Origin of the sequence: Bacillus cereus group sp. N11 (assembly GCF_016483605.1) — a bacterium.
GTDB lineage: Bacteria > Bacillota > Bacilli > Bacillales > Bacillaceae_G > Bacillus_A > Bacillus_A toyonensis.
The window spans coordinates 13829-34833 of the sequence record NZ_JAEHBN010000012.1 but is presented as its reverse complement, the minus strand read 5'-3'; the positions used below and the strand labels follow the sequence as shown (position 1 = coordinate 34833).

Sequence of the window (21005 nt, the reverse complement as noted above, 5' to 3'; positions counted from 1 at the left end):
AGAACCTGACCGAGTGGATCAGGTTCTTTCGATTTAATTTAAGTTTAACCAAACGCTCTTCACTTCTGTATAGTTATTTAATGCGTAAGATCCCATTTCACGGCCAAGACCAGATTGTTTAAATCCTCCAAATGGAGATGCTGCATCAAAGACGTTATAACAGTTTACCCATACTGTACCTGCGCGTACTTTACTTGCAACATAGTGTGCTGTCTTAACATTTTCTGTCCATACACCAGCTGCCAAGCCAAATTGTGATTTATTCGCACGTTCAATTACTTCATCAATATCGTTAAACGGTATTGCAGAAATAACTGGGCCAAAAATTTCTTCTTTTGCGATTGTCATCTCATCATTGACGTCGGCGAATACTGTAGGAGAAACGAAGTAGCCTTGATCAAATGGATTACTTCCTCCGCAAAGTACTTCAGCGCCTTCTTCAATCCCTTTTTCAATGAAGCCCATTACACGTTTTTGTTGTTCTTCGGAAACGAGAGGACCGATTGTAGTTTCTGGACTTAGACCAGCACCTTGATTTAATTTTTTAGAATAAAGGACGAGATCAGCCATGACATTATCATACATTTTCTTCGGAATAAATAAGCGTGATCCAGCAGAGCATACTTGTCCTTGGTTAAACATAACACCAGAAAGTGCACCAGGAATAGCGCGAGATAAGTCGGCGTCTGGTAAAATAATATTTGGTGATTTACCACCAAGTTCTAAAGTAACACGTTTTAATGATTCGGATGCTTGTCTCATAATTTGTTTGCCAACTGGAGTAGAACCAGTAAATGCAATTTTATCAACGAGTGGATGATTAACGAGAGCTTGTCCAGCTGATTCACCGAATCCAGGAACGATATTAATAACACCTTTCGGGAATCCAGCTTCTTCAATTAATTCAGCTAAGTATAGAGCGGATAGTGGAGTTTGTTCTGCAGGTTTTAAAACGATTGTACATCCTGTAGCAAGCGCCGCTCCCATTTTCCACATTGCCATAAGAAGCGGGAAGTTCCAAGGGATAATTTGACCAACGACACCAACAGCTTCATGGCGTGTATAGTTAAAGTAATCACCGGAAACAGGAATTGTTTGACCAACGATTTTCGTCGCCCAGCCAGCATAATAGCGCATATGCTCAATTGCAAGTGGTATGTCTGCTGCCATTGTTTCACGGATTGGCTTTCCATTATCTAACGTTTCGAGCTGTGCAAGCTCTTCTTTATGTTCTTCCATTAAATCGGCAAGCTTGTACATAAGGCGGCTTCGTTCAGCAGTGCTCATGCGAGACCAAGGACCTTCGTCAAAAGCCATGCGAGCTGCGACTACAGCTTTATGAATATCTTCGCGACCAGCTTCAGAAACGATGGCAAGTGTTTCGCCAGTTGCAGGGTTAGGCGTTTTAAACGTTTTACCGGAAGCGCTTTCAACGAAAGATCCATTCACATATAACTTTTTCGTGCCTTGAAGAAACTTTTCTACCTTTTCATGAAGATTTACAGCTAGTTGACTCATTGTATAACCCCCTTGAAAATATAATGTAAACGCAGTACGAGACGGCGTTTATTCCGAAATCAAGGATGTAGGAACTAGATGGAAAGCCTCTAATTAAAATCATAATTAACAATTACTGAAAATTCAAATTTCATTTGTGTTACAATTGTAAAAAATATGTAATGTAAGAGAGTCTTCTATATAATTATAAAAAATCCTGCTTGTTTTTGCTTTCTAGTAGGAAAAACTAGAAGAACAATGGTACAATAATACATCGTGAGAGGAGGGAGAAAATGAAGAGTTATCATGATGATCCACGCTTTCGAATTGCCCATAGAGAAGCGTTAATTGGTCTTGGACTTGCTATTATCAATTTTATAATATGGTACGGATTTGCTTATGGGCTTGGTAGTAAAAATCCAAGTGAATATACATATGTATTCGGTTTTCCAGCATGGTTTTTTTATAGTTGTATTGTTGGATTTGTCGTAATGGTTATTTTGCTTAGTTTAGTTGTTCGTTTTGTATTTCAAGATATTTCACTCGATGAGGAAGAAAAAAGTGAGGAATAATAGATGAATTGGTATGTAATCATTCCAATGATAATTTCGTTTATCGTTGTATTTTTAATTGGTATATATGCTTCAAGACGCGTACAAGCAACAGCTCATAATAAATTTTTGCAAGAATATTTTCTTGGTGGACGTGAGCTTGGCGGTTTATTATTAGCGATGACAATGATTGCTACGTACGGTAGTGCAAGTAGTTTCATTGGTGGCCCTGGTATTGCTTACAATATGGGACTTGGATGGGTATTATTATCTGCGATTCAAGTTGTAACAGGGTATATCGTTTTAACGGTTATCGGTAAAAAGTTTGCAATTATTGCTAGGAAGATGGAAGCAATTACGCTTATCGATTATTTAAAAGGAAGATACAATAATAAAGCGGTTGTTATACTTTCGGCGTTATGTATTATTATCTTTTTATTTTCAGCAACAGTAGCCCAGTGGGTCGGCGGTGGACGATTAATTGAGTCGCTAACAGGTCTATCTTATACAACTGCACTATTTTTATTTACTTTTTCTGTACTTGTGTACGTATTAATTGGTGGGTTCCGCGCAGTTGCGTTATCAGATACGTTATTAGGTATCATTATGTTAGTTGGAACGACAATCATTTTAGTTGCTACTGTTATTGCTGGTGGTGGAATTGAAAAGATTATGCAGGAACTTGTTCAAATCAATCCGAATTTAATTACACCATTCGGAGCAGATGGTAGTTTAACGAAATCATATGTTACATCGTTTTGGATTTTAATTGGAATTGGCGTTGTCGGTTTACCACAAATTAGTGTACGTGCTATGTCTTATAAAAATTCAAAAGCTATGCATCAAGCTCTAATCATTGGAACGGTTGTCGTTGGTACAATTATGATCGGGATGCATTTAACGGGTGTATTTGCACGAGTAGTACTTCCTGGTATAACGGTACCAGATAAAGTCATGCCGCTACTCGCGATGGAAGTGTTGCCGCCTTGGCTAGCTGGCGTTTTTTTAGCGGCACCAATGGCAGCGATTATGTCTACAGTAAATTCGCTATTGTTACTTGTAAGTTCATCGATTATTAAAGATATATATGTAAATTACATAAATAAAGATGCAGCAGACAGTACGATAAAAAAAGGAAGTTTGTGGATTACGGGTATTGTAGGACTGCTCGTTTATGCAGCGGCGATTAAACCACCAGATTTTTTAATATGGTTAAATTTATTTTCTTTCGGTGGATTAGAAGCAGCATTCATTTGGCCGATCGTCTTAGGGTTATATTGGAGAAAAGGGAATGCAACTGGAGCGCTTGCTTCCATTTTAGTTGGGGTAGGCTCATATATGTGTATTCATCTTTTCTACCCAAATCCGTTCGGTATACATACAGTTGTCTTCCCAATTTGCTTTGCGTTTATCGCTTACATAGTGGGAAGTATGATTGCTGTGAAAAAAACAGCATAGGCTAGATGAAGAACGTAGTCCGTATAGGACTGCGTTTTTTTATAAAATTCATCTTTTTTATTCTGTATATGTAGGGCTATTCATAAATTAATAACAACTGAGGGGATGGAGTTGAGGTCGATGAAAAAAGTGTTATTTTTGGGAGACCCGGGCATTGATGACTCTTTAGCCATCATGTATGGAATTATGCATCCTGATATTGATATTGTTGGTGTTGTAACCGGATATGGAAATGTAACGCAAGAAAAGGCAACAAGTAATGCTGCGTATTTATTGCAAATGGCAGGACGGGAAGATATACCTGTTATTAATGGTGCGAAAATTCCTTTATCTGGAGATGTTACAACGTATTATCCAGAAATTCATGGAGCAGACGGTTTAGGACCAATTAAGCCTCCGAAAGCTTTTTCACCAAATATAAAATCTTTTTGTGCATTTTTTGATATTCTTGAAAAGTATAAAGGAGAATTAATAATAGTTGATGCCGGTAGGTCAACGACATTAGCGACAGCGTTTATTTTAGAAAAGCCGATGATGAAATATGTAAAAGAATATTATATAATGGGCGGTGCTTTTTTAATGCCTGGCAATGTTACACCAGTGGCGGAGGCGAATTTTCATGGCGATCCGATTGCGTCACAGTTAGTTATGCAAAATGCGAAGAATGTAACATTAGTGCCGCTTAATGTTACATCCGAGGCAATTATAACGCCAGAGATGGTAAAATATATTACGAAACACTCTAAAACGAGTTTTAATACATTAATTGAACCGATTTTTACGTATTATTATAAAGCCTATAAAAAGTTGAACCCGAAAATAACAGGAAGTCCAGTACATGACGTTGTCACAATGATGGTCGCGGCGAATCCGTCCCTTTTAGATTATGTGTACCGCCGTGTCGATGTAGATACTGTTGGAATTGCAAAGGGCGAAAGTATTGCTGATTTCCGTCCACAACCTGACTCAAAAGCCTTAAAAAATTGGGTTCGAATTGGTTGGTCGTTACATTATAAAAAATTTCTCGAAGATTTCGTGAAAATTATGACGTAGACATAATAGGAGAATACAAGTTAAAATAATGGAGATGGTTACTTAAATAACCATCTCCATTATTTTGTTTTTTTTAGATAAAGAGAGAAGAGTTACACAATAGGAGAGGAATTTTACTTGAAAAAAACTATAGTATGCGCAATGATTGTGGGTATTTTCGTTTTGGTAATATCGGGTAACTTTTTAGTGAAAAAAGTGTGGAGTTCAAATAACGATGATGCACAGTATATTGCATCTTTTATTGAAGAACATAAAGATGAAAAAAATAGTGCGCTTCTAGTAAAGAGAAATGATAAAGTTGTTTATTCTGTAAATCCAAATGTTGTATTACCAGTTGCTAGTACGATGAAATTAATTGTGGCGCTTGAATATACGAAACAAGTTACAGAAGGGAAAATTGACCCGGCTAGTTTCGTTTCAATTAATGATGTCAATCGATATTATGTACCGAATACAGATGGTGGTGCACAAGATAGATGGCAAAAGTATTTGGAGAAGACAGGCAAGATAACTGAAGGAGCCGTTACTTTAGAAGACGTGGCAAAAGGAATGGTTAAGTTTAGTTCGAATGCTAATGCGGAATATTTAATGGAAGTGTTAGGATTAGATAACATTAATCGAAATTTACAAAGTTTATCGCTCCCTGCACATCAACCACTATTTCCGATTGTTTCATCTTTATATATCCCGGGATATTTGCATAAAGAATTACATGTTCCAAAATATAAAATAGAGAAAAAATTAAAAGAAATGACTCAAGAGCAATATCGTGAATATGCGATGATTATTCATGAGCGCTTAAAAAAGAAGGGGTCATTATTACAGAAAGAAATTCCTCTTTATTTAGAGGAACGTTATGATAAAATTTGGTCAGATAGATTACCAGCTGCGTCCGCAAACGATTATATGGTATTGCTGCAAAAGGCAAACCATAAAGGTGGCCTGACAGAAGCTGAAGAAAAAGTGTGGGCAAGTATCGTTGAAACAGATATGAGTGCCAAGAAATATCGTAAAACATTCAGACACGCAGGACAAAAGAATGGGTATACGCCATGGACGGTTACAAAAGCGGTTTATGCTATGGATAAGCGCGGGAACTGTACAGAAATTGTATTTTTAGCGAATAATTTAAATGAAGATGACAGTGCAGAAATACGTAAACATTTAGCAAATTTACATTTCCAAGTGTTGCAAAGTGATAAGTATGATGCGACTTTTATTAAATAAACTCGGTGCATAAAGCACCGAGTTTATTTTTGTCCCGCTATTTGTGGACAGTAAGACTCCCATCTCAAAATTGGGCGAATGCGAGAGAGTTAGGTGGGAGTACAACTGCCTGTAAAAGGCCGATTGGTAAGGGCTAATTAAAGTTTCACTTTATGTATAAGCACTTTTTTACTATCTCTGGGTATGATGGGTAGTAATACTTAGGTGAAAGGGGAAAAGGTGATGAAACAGAGTAAAGAAGAATTTATAAAGAATGAAGGCGCTGATTTCCCTGGGAAAACATATGTGGATTGTGTATTACAACATGTATTTAATTTTCAGCATAACTACTTATTAAAAGATATGTTTCAAGTGCATAAAGCACATATTATGATGCTGACTGAAGAAAGTTTAATAAAAAAAGAAGAAGCTACAGTTATATTAAAAGCACTAAAAAAGGTAGAAGGAATGCCCAAAGATCAATTGCGATATACAAAACAACATGAAGATCTCTTTTTTTTAGTTGAACATTTAATTTCTCAGGAAGCAAAGTGTGATTTTGTAAGTAATATGCATATCGGTCGAAGTAGAAATGATATGGGAGTAACGATGTATCGTATGAGCTTAAGACGATATGTATTACGATTAATGGAACACCATTTATTATTGCAAGAAAGTATATTGCAACTTGCTGATGATCATAAGGGAACAATTATGCCAGCTTATACACATACACAACCAGCACAACCAACAACGTTTGGTCATTATATGTTAGCAATTTATGATACGATGCAAAGAGACTTAGAACGAATGAAAAAAACGTACCAAATTTTAAATCAGTCTCCGATGGGGGCAGCTGCACTTTCAACAACAAGTTTTCCGATTAAACGAGAACGAGTTTCTCATTTACTTGGGTTTACAAATGTAATTGAGAACTCATATGATGCTGTCGCTGGAGCGGATTATTTATTAGATGTTAGCTCGTTACTTATGATAATGATGACAAATACGAGTAGATGGATTCATGACTTCTTATTATTAGCGACGAAAGAATATGATGGTATTACTGTTGCGAAGCCATATGTGCAAATTAGTAGTATTATGCCACAAAAACGAAATCCAGTTTCAATTGAGCATGCTCGTGCTATTACGAGTAGCGCTTTAGGAGAAGCATTTACAGTATTTCAAATGATTCATAATACACCATTTGGGGATATTGTCGATACGGAAGATGACTTACAGCCGTATTTATATAAAGGAATCGAAAAGACGATTCGCGTATTTTCTATTATGAATGCAGTCATTCGAACGATGAAAGTAGAAGAAGAAACGTTAAAAAGTCGTTCCTATAAACATGCAATAACGATAACTGATTTTGCAGATGTTTTAACAAAAAACTATAAAATTCCATTTCGGCATGCTCATCATGCAGCAAGTACGATTGCTAATATGTCATTGGTGCAGAAAAAGGAGCTTCATGAATTACATTTCAAAGATGTAAATATATACTTACAAGAAAAATTTAAAATACATTTATTAGAAAAAGAGTGGAAAGAAATTATATCGCCAGAAGCTTTTATTCAAAAAAGAAATGTATACGGAGGACCGAGTAAAAAAGAGATGGAACGAATGATTCAAAAGCGTAAAGAGTCATTTCAAAATGAAGAAGAGCGATTTGAAACGGAAAAACGGAGAATATTACGAGCTGAATATAATTTGAACATATTAGTTTCAAATATTATCGAATCGTAAAAGAAGGATTTAATGAATTAATCGCCAATACTTAATTAAAATATAAATGGAGAGAAGAGATTGTCGATGATTCAATTACACGTATATAAAGAGATTCTTCATTTTAAAGAAGATGTTACACCATTTTTAGAAAAGAATGAGCAGGAAAATAATTTAATGTTAGGTATATTACAAATAGCTCAAGAACCGACGTTTATGGGGGTAGCGAAACGAGGAGAAGAAATTACAGTTGTATTTCTTCAAACAGAAGAGAAGATACAAATGATTGTTGCAACTTCTGAAAATTCGGAAGTAGATATAGTGAAACTTGCAAAAGAGTTATCGAAAGTATATCCGGACATTCCTGGATTGATCGGTAATAAGGAAATTGTACAGAAATTAGCTGAAGAGATTGCGGTGTTAGAAAATAAGAAAACGAATGTTGTAATGAAACAAGGTGTATATGCATTACAACAAATTAAGAAGAAGTGGAACGAGGATGGAATTTTTCGAGAAATAACTAATGATGAGTTGCCATTAATAGAAAAATGGATATATCAATTTTGTGAAGATGTGAAGCTCCCAACTACGAAAGAAGAAGCGGAACAAACCGCACATACATTAATCACTAATAATCGTCTATTTGGTCTAGAAGTAGATGGGAAACTCGTTTCTGTAGCTGCAAAAACGAGACCAACTACAAATAATATAACAGTAAATTTCGTTTATACCCCGAAAGAAGCACGAAAAAAAGGGTACGCATCTAATTGTGTAGCGGCACTCAGTCAACGTATGTTAGACGAAGGGTACAAGACGACTACACTATATACTGATTTAGCCAATCCGACATCTAATAAAATTTATCAAGAAATTGGTTATGAACAAATTGCGGAGTCTGTGCTCATATTTTTAGAGAAGTAGAATAAAAAGGTGTGCTATTTTAGCACACCTTTTTATTATTCATCAATTCTAATAACCTCGCCTTGCGGGAAGTTCTCAGTTTCTAGTAAGTTACGAATAGCTTTTGCCACATATTCAGGTGATAATAGCTTTCCTTCTTCTTTTAGTGTGATGAATCGGTCTAAATTTGTGAAGTCTTCTTTATTTGTTTCACGAATTTGTGCTTGCATATTTGTATCCACAACACCAGGTGCAAAAGCGACGATTTTTACTGGATATTCTTTTTCCTCTTCTTCAGTCGCTACGCATTGTGTAAACATATTTACACCAGCTTTCGTAGTACAATAAGCGCCCCAGCCAAAGTAAGGTTTTTTTCCTGCACCAGATGAAATGTTTACAACGCGTTTATCTACTTTCCAGTCTTTCGTATGTTTCATGAACATAGATGTAAGAATCATAGGGGCAAGTAAATTAATGTGAACGTTCGTAATGAATTGTTCGCTTTCTGCTTTTTCAATCGGCTTCATAGGTGCAACTGTACCCGCATTATTAATTAAATGAATAGAAGATACATTGTCTTCTTTAATGGATGAAATGATTTCGTTAAAGTTAGTTTCTAAATGATGTACATCTTGAAGATCTAAGGAATGGAAAATACAATTGCTGTTATATTGCTCTGCAAGTTTAGTAAGCTCTTTATTTTCTCTTCTAGAAATAGAGATGATGGTTGTGCTTTCTTCTAATAATTGCGCGGCAATTGCCTCCCCTAAACCTTGTGAAGTTCCTGTTATGATAACGTAGCGCATAGTTTTATAAACTCCTCTCGTATGTGCGGAATTTTGTTGGACAACGTACATTGTATAGTTTGTCTACATTTTATAGTATAGAGCACTTTTTACTATAAATGAAATGAGATGATTACGTGCCTTTTTTAAATCGCTTTACAACGACAGTAACTGGTGCCGTCACGTTCACTGGGAATACGTTGGGACTTAGTCCTACATCGCCTGCGCCAGGTAATATTTTTGGTACACTTGCTGTATTTACGACAGTAAATACAGCGCTGCAAGTACCAGGATTCCCAGCAGGGACAACAGATGACTGGCAATTGAATTCTTCAAGTGCAATTTTAAACCTTCCGGCAGGGAGTAGTATTTTGTATGCAGAGTTGGTTTGGGCTGGTACTTTTCGGACTGATACGGAAGATGTTTTACCATTTTTAAATGATAATATTACATTTACAACACCAGCAGGAACTTTTTCAGTTACGCCCGATCCTGCTACAGCGCAGCAAGGTTCAGTAGGAAACCAGTTTTATTATGCTCGCTCTGCTAATGTAACGAATCTTGTAAGTGCAGGTGGGGCAGGCACATATACAACAGGTGCCGTGCCAGCTGCAAGAACTTCAGCTGATCCAACAATCAGTCGTTCAGCTGGCTGGACGCTTGAGGTTGTGTATCAAAATGCAAGTTTACCACTTCGGAATTTGTCAGTATATGCAGGTCAAGAAATTATCGATGCTTCATCCCCGCCAGTTGATGCTACTATTTCAGGATTTGCAACTCCGGCAACAGGAGCTGTTACAGGAAGGGTACTTGTAACTGCCCAAGAAGGTGATTCTAACATTTCTGGAGATCAACTTCGCTTTGGTCCGAATGCAAATAATACAGTTGCTTTATTCGGTCCGAGAAACCCTGCAAATAATTTCTTTCAGTCACAAATTTGTAATGACAGTGGAAATTTAGATACAAGCGGTACATTTGGAGATTTGAATCAGCCGTTAGGGGTAGCTTTGGCCGTCCGAAGACAGGGGTGGGATATTACGAATGTAGATGCCTCCTCATCTTTAGTAAACAATCAAACATCAGCAACTGTTCGCTTTGTCACAAATGGAGATGGATATGCTGCAGCTGGTTTCGGTGTTCAAATTGATGCGACAGGTCCAATCATTAATCCTGTTAAATCGGTTAATAGAAGCGTTGCAGGGGTAGGGGATACTCTCACCTATACGATTACGGTCCCGAATACAGGAACAGGAAGTGCAGAAAACGTTGTATTACAAGATAGTATTCCGAACGGAACGACATTTGTAGCAGGTAGTGTAACGGTAGGTGGAGTAACACAACCGAGTGCGAATCCCGCGAATGGAATTAATTTAGGTACAATCCCAAATAACACGCAAAGAATTGTTACATTTCAAGTTCGAATAACATCGTTCCCGAACCCAAATCCTATTCCAAATCGTGCAATGGTGTCATATCAATTCCGTCCTTTTGTCGGTAGTGCCCCTATTACAAGTACGTCTTCTTCAAACACAGTACAAACGACAGTGAATCAAGCAACTATAAGTATGCAAAAATCTGTAGATCTACAGACGGCAACTCTTAATGATGTATTAACGTACACAGTTAATGTGACGAATAATGGGAATGTTGCTGCAAACAATGTTATTTTTGTTGATAGTATCCCTGCAGGAACAACATTTGTCGCAAACAGCGTTACGGTAAACGGAGTAGCACGTCCAGGAGCGAATCCATCAACTAGTATTGATCTCGGAAGTATTAATACTTCGCAAACGACTGTAGTGCGCTTTCAAGTTCGAGTGACATCGAACCCTCTTGTCAATCCAATTCCGAACCGTGCGAGTGTAACATTTACCTTTACCCCAGTGCCAGGTCAACAACCAATTTCAGGTCAAGCGACGAGTAATACTGTATTTACTACTATTAATATAGCTGATCTAAGAACGAGAAAAACAGTGGATAGAGCTTTTGCGACAGTGAATGACGTTCTTACGTACACCGTTACAATTGAGAATACAGGAAATGTACTTGCGACGAATGTTGTTTTTCAAGATCCAATCCCAATTGGAACGACTTTTATTGCAAATAGTGTGACTGTAGATGGGGTTTCGCAACCTGGGGCAAATCCAGCGACTGGGTTTGCGATAGCAAATATATCTCCCGGCGGAAGTAGGACAGTGACTTTTCAAGTACGAGTGACATCTACACCATCAGGAGGTACGATTGCGAATCGCGGAAATGTATCGGCTAATTTCGTCGTGAAACCAAATCAGCCGCCAGTAACGATTAATAGACAAACGAATACTGTAGTGACACAAGTTAATACAGGTGGTTTAAATGTAATAAAAGAAGTGAATACAACGCAAGCAGCAGTAGGAGACAATTTAACGTACACGATTGCCGTCCAAAATACAGGGAACGTTCCGTTAACAAATGTATTTTTCCAAGACACTATTTCTTCCGCTGTTTCTTTCGTTGCAAATTCTGTAACAATTAATGGAGTACCGCAAAGTGGATTGAATCCGAATACAGGATTTTCTCTTCCTAATATTCCTGCGGCTCAAACAGTTGTAGTCACATTTGACGTATTAATTGTACAGGATCCAGAAAATGAAGATATTTTAAATCAAGCAAATGTAACAGCAAGCTTTCAAGTGAATCCGAATGAACCACCAGTAACAATCAATGTTCCGAGTAACGTTGTGAATACGACAGTACAATCAGGGAACTTTGAAGTTGTGAAAGCAGTGAATACGAATGTTGCAACAGTAGGAGATATTTTAGTATATACAATCGAAGTTATAAATGCAGGTAGTGTACCAGCTACAAATGTATTTTTCCAAGATTCAATTCCGCAAGGGACATTATTTATTGAAAATAGTGTAGTTGTGAATGGTGTTTTACAAGAAGGGGCAGATCCAGAACTTGGATTCCCATTAAATGATTTGCCTACTGGCGCCAGTGTTATTGTTACGTTTGAAGTATTAATTGATGAAATTCCCCAAGGAAATAATGTCGTAAATAATGCGAATGTAACTGGAGATTTCCTTGTAAATCCAACAGAGCCACCGATTACTGTAACAGTACCAAGTAATACTGTTATGACAGTCGTGAATTCTTCAGGGTTAAATGTAATGAAGAGTGTAAGCGCTACTGAAGTAGGTGTAGGAGATACGTTAACGTATACAGTTCGTATACAAAATAGTGGAACGGTAGCAGCGACAAATGTATCATTCCTTGATCCAATTCCATCTGGAACAACGTTTGTAGCAAATAGTGTAACAATAAATGGAACGCCTCAGCCAGGTTTAAACCCAACAACTGGATTTCCACTTGCTAATATTCCAGTAGGAGGGATGGTAACAGTTGCTTTTCAAGTGACGATCACGAGTGTACCACCAAATAGGGTTCTTCCGAATAATGCAAATGTAACTGCTGATTTTCAAGTAAGTCCTCTCCAGCCACCGATTACAATTGTAACGATTAGTAATATTGTTGTGACGCGAGTGAATGTAGGATCAATTAATGTAATAAAGAGTGTAAACACACCGCAAGCAGGTGTAGGAGATACGTTAACGTATACGATTCTTATTCAAAATACAGGAACTGTTCCTGCAACGAATATTATTTTTCAAGATCCGATTCCTGTTGGAACTGCGTTTGTAGCAAATAGTGTGACGATAAACGGAGTTGTTCAGCAAGGCGCGGATCCTATGGCAGGTTTCCCAGTACCAAATATTCCGGTCGGACAAACGGCTACGATTACGTTTCAAGTTACAGTGACGAGTGTTCCGAGCGGTGGAAATATTAGAAACCAATCGAACGTTACTGCAAGTTTTCTTATAAATCCAGCAAACCCTCCAATAACGACTGTTACGAATAGCAATTTTGTCGTGACACAAGTAAACACAGCACAGTTAAATATACAAAAATCTTCATCTGTACAACAAGCGGCATTTGGAGAAACTTATACGTATTCTGTTGTCATTCGAAATAACGGCACAGTACCAGCGACGAATGTTTCTTTCATCGATCCAATTGCTCCAGAAACAGCATTTGTCGCAAACAGTGTGACGATAAATGGAATTTCACAGCTTGGTTTAGATCCGAATATTGGTTTCCCGCTTCCTAATATTGCAGCTGGGGCATCAGTGACAGTAACGTTCCAAGTTACAGTAGTTACGCCATCCCCACGCGGAGCAGTATTAAATACGGCATCTGTTACAGCCACTTTCTTATTAAATCCTTTACAACCACCTGTAACAACGACAAATTCAAGTAATACGACAGTAGTTACAATACCGTTACCTCCTCCTGGTGAAGTAACAGCAACAAAAGCAGTTGACGTTGCAACTGGGGCTGTTGGAGATGTATTAACGTATAGCGTGCTAATTACGAACGTAGGAATTATACCTGTTACAGATGTACTCTTCCAAGATGTCATTCCGGAAGGAACGACATTTGTCGAAAATAGTGTAACGATAGGTGGGGTTCAGCAATTTGGTTTAAATCCAGAAATAGGATTTACTGTTACTCCATTATTAATTGCTGGTGGAAGTATTACGGTAACATTCCAAGTGACAATTACAGAGATTCCAGATAATGAAGTCATATTAAACGATGCTGACGTTACATTTACTTCACAACCGAATCCGCAGGAACCACCGATTACGGAAACGATATTAACGAATTTAGTCGTTACGACAATTAATATAGCGTTTATTTTTCCGTTAAAACTAGTAGATAAAGAAGTAGCGACTGTAGGAGAAATTTTAACGTATGATGTATTGATTTTTAATTTTGGAACAGTGGCAGCGACGAATGTTCAATTTATAGATACTACTTCCGCGGGTGTAGCATTTGTACCAGGAAGTGTGAGCATAAACGGGGTACCGGCACCAGGATTAGATCCTTTCATTGGTTTTACAGTTCCAGATATACCTGTAGATGATTTTGTACTTGTCACATATCAGGAGACGGTAACGAGCATACCAGAAGGTGGTACAGTTGTTAACTTTGTAGACGTTACCGCGACATTTGCTGTAAGTGAAACAGAACCACCTATTACTGAAACTACGACAAGTAACACGACATTAACAGAAATAAATGAATCTGGTTTGAATGTATTAAAATCAGTGAGTCAGCCGATTGTTGCAGTAGGGGATACAATCACCTATACAACAGTAGTTCAAAATACAGGGACAGTGACAGCAACGAATGTTCAATATAGTGATGTATTACCTTCCTCTATAGCATTCGTGCCGAACAGTGTAACGATAGACGGTGTGTTACAACCTGGATTCAATCCGAATAATGGATTCCCGCTTCCAGATATAAATCCAGGTGAAAGTGTAGAAGTAACATTCCAAGTAACAGTTGTTAGTGTTCCATCAAACGGAACAATTGTCAATACGGCAAATGTAACAGGTAGCTTTGTATTAGTACCAGGAGAACCACCAGTTATAGTAAACCAACCGAGCAATACAACACTCACAACTGTCAATAGAGGACAATTTAATGTTATTAAACAAGTAAATAGAGCGGCTACTCTCGTTGGAGATGTATTAACGTATACGGTTCAAATAACGAATACAGGAACAGTAATAGCTAACGATGTTCAGTTTGTTGATACGATTTCAGCAGGAGCGTCATTTGTACCAAATAGTGTAACGGTAAATGGAGTTTCGCAACCAAACTTAAATCCGATTACTGGCTTTGGAGTTGGAGATATACCAGTTGGTGAAACGGTTATAGTGACGTTTCAAGCGACAGTTACAACCATCCCGTCATCAGGAACAATTACGAACGTTGCAAATATAACAGGAAGTTTTACTTTAGTGCCAGGAGAACCACCGGTTATAGTGACAGATCCGAGTAATACGACTATAACAAGAATAAATAGAGGACGTTTCAGCATTATAAAATCTGTAAATAAAGAAGCGACACGTTTAGGAGATACGTTAACGTATAGTGTGCAAGTTACAAATACGGGAACGGTAACAGCGACGAATGTTCAGTTTATCGATGTTCCATCACCTAGTTTAGAATTTGTTCCTGGAAGTGTACAAATAAATGGGATTCCGCAAGTAGGTTTAGATCCTTTTGTAGGCTTTTCATTACCGGATCTTGCAGTAGGGGATAGCGTATTAATCACATTTGAAGTAAATGTAATTTCAATTCCGCCTTCTAGTAGCATTATGAATACAGCGAGAGTAACTGGTAATTTCGAATTGATTCCAGGAGAACCACCGTTTACAATTACCAATTCGAGTAATACGACAGTCACACCAGTAAATAGAGGTAGTTTAGATATGCTGAAAGAAGTAGATCATTCAATTGTTGGAGTAGGAGAAACGGTAACGTATCGTGTTCGTATATTAAATACTGGTACGGCTGACGCAATGAATGTTCAATTTATTGATGTGCTATCTCCGGAAGCTGTTTTTGTACCAAATAGTGTAACGGTAAATGGAGTAGCGCGTCCGGGAGTAAATCCGCAGGTTGGATTTACGATTTTGGACATTCCAGTCGGTGAGACGGCGATTGTAACATATGAAGCTACGATTACGAGTTTTCCAGATGGTGGTACAGTAGTGAACGTTGCTGGGGCATCAGCAGAATATATTTTAGTACCAGGTGAACCGCCAGTTACAGTGATGGACACGAGTAATACAGTTATTGTAACGGTAAATACTGCAATCTTATTTGTTGCAAAAGGAGCAAACTTTGAAGTAGCAATGGTAGGAGATGTTGTCACTTACGGCATTGCCGTCATAAATGATAGTACAGTTCCTGTGACGAATATTGTTTTAACAGATATCATTGATCCAAATACGTTATTTATAAATGGCACGGTAACGGTAAATGATGTACCTCTTCCATTTGCCAATCCGAATACGGGTATTCCGTTAGGTGATTTTCAGCCAAATGATGCGGCAATTATTAATTTCCAAGTTGTAATAATGGGAGGACAAATAAATAATTTAGTTACAAATACTGCTACAGCGACTGGGCTCGCAACTGTAAATCCGAATGAGCCGCCTGTAGTAGTTGAAGGTGATAGTAATACAGTTGTTATCCCGTTTATCCCTCAAAATGTCTCAACGACAGTCGTAAAAACGGCAAATCTTCAAACAGCAACAATTGGAGATGTCATTACGTTTACGACAGTCATTACAAATACAGGTGATACTGTCATGCAAAATATTCGTTTTCAAGACATGTTAGATAGTAGTGTTCGATTTATCCCTGGAAGCGTAATAGTCGATAGTGTTCCATTACGAAATGTAAGTCCAGTATCAGGGTTTCTTATAGGAAATTTAAATCCGGGTGAAGCGCGGACAGTTTCGTTTCAAGTAGTAGTTCAGAGCGCACCAAGTGGTTCAGGAAATTATATTAACCAAGCGAGTATTCGCTTTGAACATCAAGTAGGTACAGTATTGCCACCTGTTACACAAATAATAGAAAGTAACATGGTAGTCATCCCATTTGTTCCAACGATAGAACAAATTTGCGAAACGAACTTTAATTGCTTAGATAAAATTCCATTTCAATGTTCTCCATGTAATCACTTACAAATAAATAAAAAATAAATACCAAAAGAGCATCCTGTAAGAATAGGATGCTCTTTTTTATGTGTATCAATCATGTAGATTCTTTTTCGGGTGAGGTGAAAAATTCATTGGTTTTGTTGGAGAGTAGAAATGGAATAGCTCCTTTTATGACAGAAATATCCCAGTCCCACCATGCAAGTTTTTCTAGTTTTTCAATGGTTTCTTGTGAAAAACGATAGCGAACTAGTTTGGCAGGGTTCCCAGCTACAATTGCATATGGAGGTACGTCTTTTGTAACTACACTCTTTGCGCCGATAATGGCCCCGTTACCAATTGTAACACCAGATAAAACGCAGGATTGATAACCAATCCATACATCATTGCCGACTACGATATCACCTTTTGATGAAGGATGACCAGTAATATGTGCTCCTTCATCGAAGAGAGCATTAAATGGGTAAGTCGTTATCCAATCAGCACGATGCTCGCCGCCAAGTATGAAAACGACTTCTTCTCCTAATGAACAAAACTTACCTATTTTCAATTTCGTTTCATCATTCCAAGAAAAAATAGTTGGACCTACTTTACTATAAGTATAATCACCAATATCATATTTACTATATTCAGGTTTTTGATTTAAATATAACATAACAAATTTAGCATCCTTTCTAAAGCAAGTAATTGATATGGAACATTATATGCAAGGTGGAGTAAGGCGAACTGTGTTGTATGAATTAGTAAGATGTAAGTATGTTAGTAGAGAAAATCAATAAAGGGGAGTGGAGTGGATGAGATACGAAATGGGGTTATATAATAAACCTTTTCAGTCAATTCAATCAGGAAAAAAGGTATATGAAGTACGCTTATACGATAAAAAACGTCAACTTATAAAACAAGGCGATGAAATTGTATTTACGAACCTTACGACAGCAGAAACGATGGTTGTAAAAGTAACGGAAGTAAAGCGATACGAAAGCTTTAAAGAAATGTACGAGCAAATTGATAAAAAGTTATTGGATTGTGAAAATGATAGTTTAGAGGAAATGTTAGAAAGTACATACAAAATATATACGAAAGAACAAGAAGAAAAGTGGGGAACAGTTGCGGTTCGTATTGAGGTAATAAAATGATGAGAAATCGCGGCGTGGCTATTATTGTACAGGATGGAAAAATTGCTCTAATAAAACGTGTTCGAGACGATGAAGTATATTACGTTTTTCCAGGCGGTGGAATAGAAGAAGGAGAAACATCGAAAGAGGCAACGAAGCGAGAGATATACGAAGAATTAGGGGTACATATAGAAGTAAAGCACCTTATTACAAAGATAAAGTATAAAGGTACCGAATATTATTATGAAGCCTATATTACGGACGGAGTATTCGGAAGCGGAAAAGGTGAGGAGTTTAAGCAGAAAGATAGAGGTTGTTATATTCCGTTATGGATACCGATAAATGAGTTGAAAAATGTGAATATAAAACCTTACGAAGTGGTCGAAAGTATATTTGATTATTATAAGATGCAAGGTCTGACAACATACAAAAAAAACCATTGACATAGCCTGCTGATTTAAGTATTGTATTCGAGTATGTTTATAATCAGGAGGTTTATATGAGCAATCAAACTACTACACATCATGTGAAAATGACAACAGCAGATCCATCTGGAATCGGTCTATTTGGATTAGCAATGGTAACACTTGTAGCATCATCTCAAAAGTTAGGTTTAACAGATGGCGTTTCACTTGTATTACCATGGGCAATCTTTTTAGGGGGATTTGCACAAATCTTTGCATGCATTCACGATGCAAAGCATAACAACACGTTCGGTACGACAGCATTTGGTGCGTACGGCCTGTTTTGGTTAGGTGTTGGAATGACTTGGTTAATTCAACTTGGAGTATTCGGCGAAAAATTAGCCCAAACTGCAGATTCAAAACAGCTTGGTGTAGCCTTTATCGGATATTTAATTTTCACAATCTTTATGACGATTGGTGCAATGGAAACACATAAAGTATTATTTATGATTTTCGTACTTATTGATTTCTTATTTATTGGTCTTTCATTAAGTACTTTAGGTGTTATGCCGCACGCAATGCATAATTTAGCAGCATATTCTGAATTATGTATTTCATTATTATCTTTCTATGGTTCAGCCGCAGCAGTGTTAAATACACACTTCGGAAAAGTTGTTTTACCAGTTGGAAAGCCATTTGGTATTTTTAAAAAGTAATAAAAAAGCACAGGTGATTGTATAGTCATCTGTGCTTTTTTGTATGGAATAAATAAAAATGAAAAATATAATTGAAATTGATTATCATTATTAATATAATGATAATGATAATCATTCATTGCGAGAGGGGGATGCCAAAGTGGCGAAAATTTTAATTGCGTATGCGAGTATGTCAGGAAATACAGAGAGTATTGCTGATTTAATAAAAGTAAGTTTGGATGCTTTTGATCATGAAGTAGTATTGCAAGAGATGGAAGGCATGGATGCTGAAGAATTGCTAGCTTATGATGGAATTATTTTAGGATCTTATACGTGGGGCGATGGTGAATTACCGTTTGAGGCAGAAGATTTCCACGAGGATTTAGAAAATATAGATTTGTCAGGAAAAAAAGCAGCTGTATTTGGATCAGGTGATACGGCATATGAACTGTTTTGTGAAGCGGTGACGATATTTGAAGAACGTCTTGTAGAACGCGGTGCAGAACTTGTACAAGAAGGATTGAAAATTGAATTATCTCCAGAAGATGAAGAGGATATTGAAAAATGCAGTAATTTTGCAATTGCATTTGCTGAGAAGTTCTAAGAATGGGAGTGTCAACGTGGAGACAATGTTAAGTGCAACTGCTATTACAAAATTAAGAGATGGAAAACTTATGTTAGCTACTACATATGATGGCTTATTTATTGAACAAGACGGAGAATGGAAACAAATTTTAAATGGCTTTCAAAAACGAATTCGGGATTTACATAGCGTAGATAATATAGTTTATGGTGTAGGCGACGAAGGGATTTTTATTCGTAGCATGAATGGTGGAGAGAACTGGACAATTCAGCGTTTTCCAACAAAAGCAACGAGTTGGAATGTGTGTAGTAATGTACAAGGAACTGTCATTGCTCATGGAGATAAAACATTGTATCTTTCTAATAATTTCGGTTCTACATGGGAGACCATTCATCCATTTCTTGATTATGGCAGTGATGCACCGTCTATTCGTTCGTTATTCTTATATAAACATTACTTATTTATTGGTACGAAAATACATGCGAAATATGGTGGTGTTTGGCTTTTTGATTTAGAGAAACGTAAATTAAAAAGAATTAAAATAGCGATGAATCAAATGATTTCTGCGTTGACTCTACATAATTCTTATCTAGTAGCAGCAAGTGGATCGTGTAAAGGAATTGGTGGTAATATTTCTTTTTGTAAAATAGATGAAAGTATTGAGAATGAAAAACTATATTGGCATACATGTCAAAGTGAGCAAAAAGCTAGTAGCTATTTAGACTTAAGTTTAGATCAACATGTGCTATATACGACTTCAACGCAAAATAAGGCGGGCGTTAGCACGGTTTGCCGTGTGCATCTTAATGAAGGGATTGTTACAGTATGTGACTCGGTTAAAGGGCATGGTTGGCGTATTGTTAATCAAAAAGAAGGCTATGTTGTAGCTGGATCAGGTGAATCAAAAGCGATGCAGTGGAAGAAAAAAGTTGTTTAGCAAAAAAAACTTTGCTTTTATTATATTGATATGATATAGTATATTTAAACCATTTTACTTTTAATAATATAGAGATTTAAATGAGCTGTAACTTCCGAGGAGGATAGCAATGTTAAATCTCCTCAGGGGTTGCAGTTTTTTAATGTCTGGTTTATTATTGTAAGGTGGTTGAAAATGAATATGTACATATAGGTACATTGTAGGAGGATTTTTTTCATGCAAAACGGTAAAGTAAAATGGTTTAACTCAGAAAAAGGTTTCGGTTTCATCGAAGTTGAAGGCGGAGAAGACGTATTCGTTCATTTCTCAGCTATCCAAGGCGACGGCTTCAAAACTTTAGAAGAAGGTCAAGAAGTTACTTTCGAAGTAGAACAAGGTAACCGTGGACCACAAGCTACTAACGTTAACAAGAAGTAATTTTTGAAAAAAAGAAGGGCTCGCCCTTCTTTTTTTTGCGTTCTTATTGAATATCCTCCAATGTACATATGATAATAAGACTGAATTTTTGTTTTTTATACGAGGTAT

Annotated in this window: 16 protein-coding genes; 13 read left to right on the top strand and 3 right to left on the bottom strand. The window is 37.1% G+C overall.

The genetic code is table 11. The features are described from left to right. Positions 1-33 precede the first annotated feature (33 nt). Complete coding sequence (gene dhaS, locus JDS98_RS19395; RefSeq protein ID WP_000080298.1) at positions 34-1518, bottom strand: aldehyde dehydrogenase DhaS; 1485 nt, start codon at positions 1516-1518, stop codon at positions 34-36. A 272-nt stretch (positions 1519-1790) separates the two neighbouring features. Between dhaS and JDS98_RS19390 the strand changes: the two genes are divergently transcribed. From JDS98_RS19390 to JDS98_RS19365, 6 genes are all read left to right on the top strand, one after another. Beyond that, entirely contained in the window at positions 1791-2069 is a 279-nt protein-coding gene (locus JDS98_RS19390; RefSeq protein WP_098911804.1) for a YhdT family protein, read from the top strand. A 3-nt stretch (positions 2070-2072) separates the two neighbouring features. Continuing rightward, entirely contained in the window at positions 2073-3506 is a 1434-nt protein-coding gene (gene panF, locus JDS98_RS19385) for a sodium/pantothenate symporter (RefSeq protein ID WP_001104810.1), read from the top strand. 120 nt (positions 3507-3626) lie between these two features. Beyond that, entirely contained in the window at positions 3627-4559 is a 933-nt protein-coding gene (locus tag JDS98_RS19380) for a nucleoside hydrolase (RefSeq protein WP_097953644.1), read from the top strand. Between the two features lie 117 nt (positions 4560-4676). Then, positions 4677-5786 (top strand): serine hydrolase, encoded by a 1110-nt coding sequence (locus tag JDS98_RS19375; RefSeq protein ID WP_098053819.1) that lies wholly within the window; start codon positions 4677-4679, stop codon positions 5784-5786. Between the two features lie 222 nt (positions 5787-6008). Continuing rightward, on the top strand, positions 6009-7517 hold the full coding sequence (gene argH, locus JDS98_RS19370) for an argininosuccinate lyase (RefSeq protein ID WP_098911805.1): 1509 nt from the start codon (positions 6009-6011) through the stop codon (positions 7515-7517). 60 nt (positions 7518-7577) lie between these two features. Then, entirely contained in the window at positions 7578-8417 is an 840-nt protein-coding gene (locus JDS98_RS19365; RefSeq protein WP_106080631.1) for a GNAT family N-acetyltransferase, read from the top strand. Positions 8418-8452: 35 nt separating this feature from the next. Here the strand turns inward: JDS98_RS19365 and JDS98_RS19360 are convergent, their stop codons facing one another. Then, the gene (locus JDS98_RS19360; RefSeq protein ID WP_001271041.1) at positions 8453-9202 is read right to left on the bottom strand and encodes a (S)-benzoin forming benzil reductase; all 750 of its coding nucleotides are present in this window, start codon (positions 9200-9202) and stop codon (positions 8453-8455) included. A gap of 116 nt (positions 9203-9318) precedes the next feature. Here JDS98_RS19360 and JDS98_RS19355 point away from each other — a divergent pair, with 116 nt between their 5' ends. Next, on the top strand, positions 9319-16791 hold the full coding sequence (locus JDS98_RS19355; RefSeq protein WP_199634218.1) for a DUF7507 domain-containing protein: 7473 nt from the start codon (positions 9319-9321) through the stop codon (positions 16789-16791). Positions 16792-16843: 52 nt separating this feature from the next. On the opposite strand, the gene JDS98_RS19350 is transcribed toward JDS98_RS19355, so the two are convergent. Further along, positions 16844-17401 carry a CatB-related O-acetyltransferase gene (locus JDS98_RS19350; RefSeq protein WP_000966319.1) on the bottom strand — a complete coding sequence of 186 codons (558 nt, stop codon included), beginning with the start codon at positions 17399-17401 and terminating at the stop codon, positions 16844-16846. A gap of 139 nt (positions 17402-17540) precedes the next feature. Here JDS98_RS19350 and JDS98_RS19345 point away from each other — a divergent pair, with 139 nt between their 5' ends. From JDS98_RS19345 to cspB, 6 genes are all read left to right on the top strand, one after another. Beyond that, positions 17541-17882, top strand: a complete 342-nt coding sequence (locus JDS98_RS19345) for an ASCH domain-containing protein (RefSeq protein ID WP_001268354.1) — start codon at positions 17541-17543, stop codon at positions 17880-17882. Further along, positions 17879-18304, top strand: coding sequence for an NUDIX hydrolase (locus JDS98_RS19340; RefSeq protein WP_199634217.1), 426 nt, complete (start codon positions 17879-17881; stop codon positions 18302-18304). The genes JDS98_RS19345 and JDS98_RS19340 overlap by 4 nt, the downstream gene beginning before the upstream one ends. A 56-nt stretch (positions 18305-18360) precedes the next feature. After that, positions 18361-18981 carry an acetate uptake transporter gene (locus tag JDS98_RS19335; protein ID WP_000070943.1) on the top strand — a complete coding sequence of 207 codons (621 nt, stop codon included), beginning with the start codon at positions 18361-18363 and terminating at the stop codon, positions 18979-18981. Positions 18982-19120: 139 nt separating this feature from the next. Further along, entirely contained in the window at positions 19121-19564 is a 444-nt protein-coding gene (locus tag JDS98_RS19330) for a flavodoxin (RefSeq protein ID WP_001062761.1), read from the top strand. Positions 19565-19580: 16 nt separating this feature from the next. Then, the gene (locus JDS98_RS19325) at positions 19581-20480 is read left to right on the top strand and encodes a WD40/YVTN/BNR-like repeat-containing protein (protein WP_097958375.1); all 900 of its coding nucleotides are present in this window, start codon (positions 19581-19583) and stop codon (positions 20478-20480) included. A gap of 216 nt (positions 20481-20696) precedes the next feature. Then, positions 20697-20897 (top strand): cold shock-like protein CspB, encoded by a 201-nt coding sequence (cspB, locus tag JDS98_RS19320; RefSeq protein WP_001179148.1) that lies wholly within the window; start codon positions 20697-20699, stop codon positions 20895-20897. The last annotated feature ends 108 nt before the right edge of the window (positions 20898-21005 follow it).

Excerpts from the sequence above, each read along its gene's own strand:
- JDS98_RS19340 (WP_199634217.1), top strand. The coding sequence starts at position 17,879 with ATGATGAGAAATCGCGGCGTGGCTATTATTGTACAGGATGGAAAAATT.
- cspB (WP_001179148.1), top strand. The coding sequence starts at position 20,697 with ATGCAAAACGGTAAAGTAAAATGGTTTAACTCAGAAAAAGGTTTCGGT.
- dhaS (WP_000080298.1), bottom strand. The coding sequence starts at position 1,518 with ATGAGTCAACTAGCTGTAAATCTTCATGAAAAGGTAGAAAAGTTTCTT.
- JDS98_RS19350 (WP_000966319.1), bottom strand. The coding sequence starts at position 17,401 with ATGTTATATTTAAATCAAAAACCTGAATATAGTAAATATGATATTGGT.
- JDS98_RS19335 (WP_000070943.1), top strand. The coding sequence starts at position 18,361 with ATGAGCAATCAAACTACTACACATCATGTGAAAATGACAACAGCAGAT.
- JDS98_RS19390 (WP_098911804.1), top strand. The coding sequence starts at position 1,791 with ATGAAGAGTTATCATGATGATCCACGCTTTCGAATTGCCCATAGAGAA.
- JDS98_RS19345 (WP_001268354.1), top strand. The coding sequence starts at position 17,541 with ATGAGATACGAAATGGGGTTATATAATAAACCTTTTCAGTCAATTCAA.
- JDS98_RS19360 (WP_001271041.1), bottom strand. The coding sequence starts at position 9,202 with ATGCGCTACGTTATCATAACAGGAACTTCACAAGGTTTAGGGGAGGCA.
- argH (WP_098911805.1), top strand. The coding sequence starts at position 6,009 with ATGAAACAGAGTAAAGAAGAATTTATAAAGAATGAAGGCGCTGATTTC.
- JDS98_RS19380 (WP_097953644.1), top strand. The coding sequence starts at position 3,627 with ATGAAAAAAGTGTTATTTTTGGGAGACCCGGGCATTGATGACTCTTTA.
- panF (WP_001104810.1), top strand. The coding sequence starts at position 2,073 with ATGAATTGGTATGTAATCATTCCAATGATAATTTCGTTTATCGTTGTA.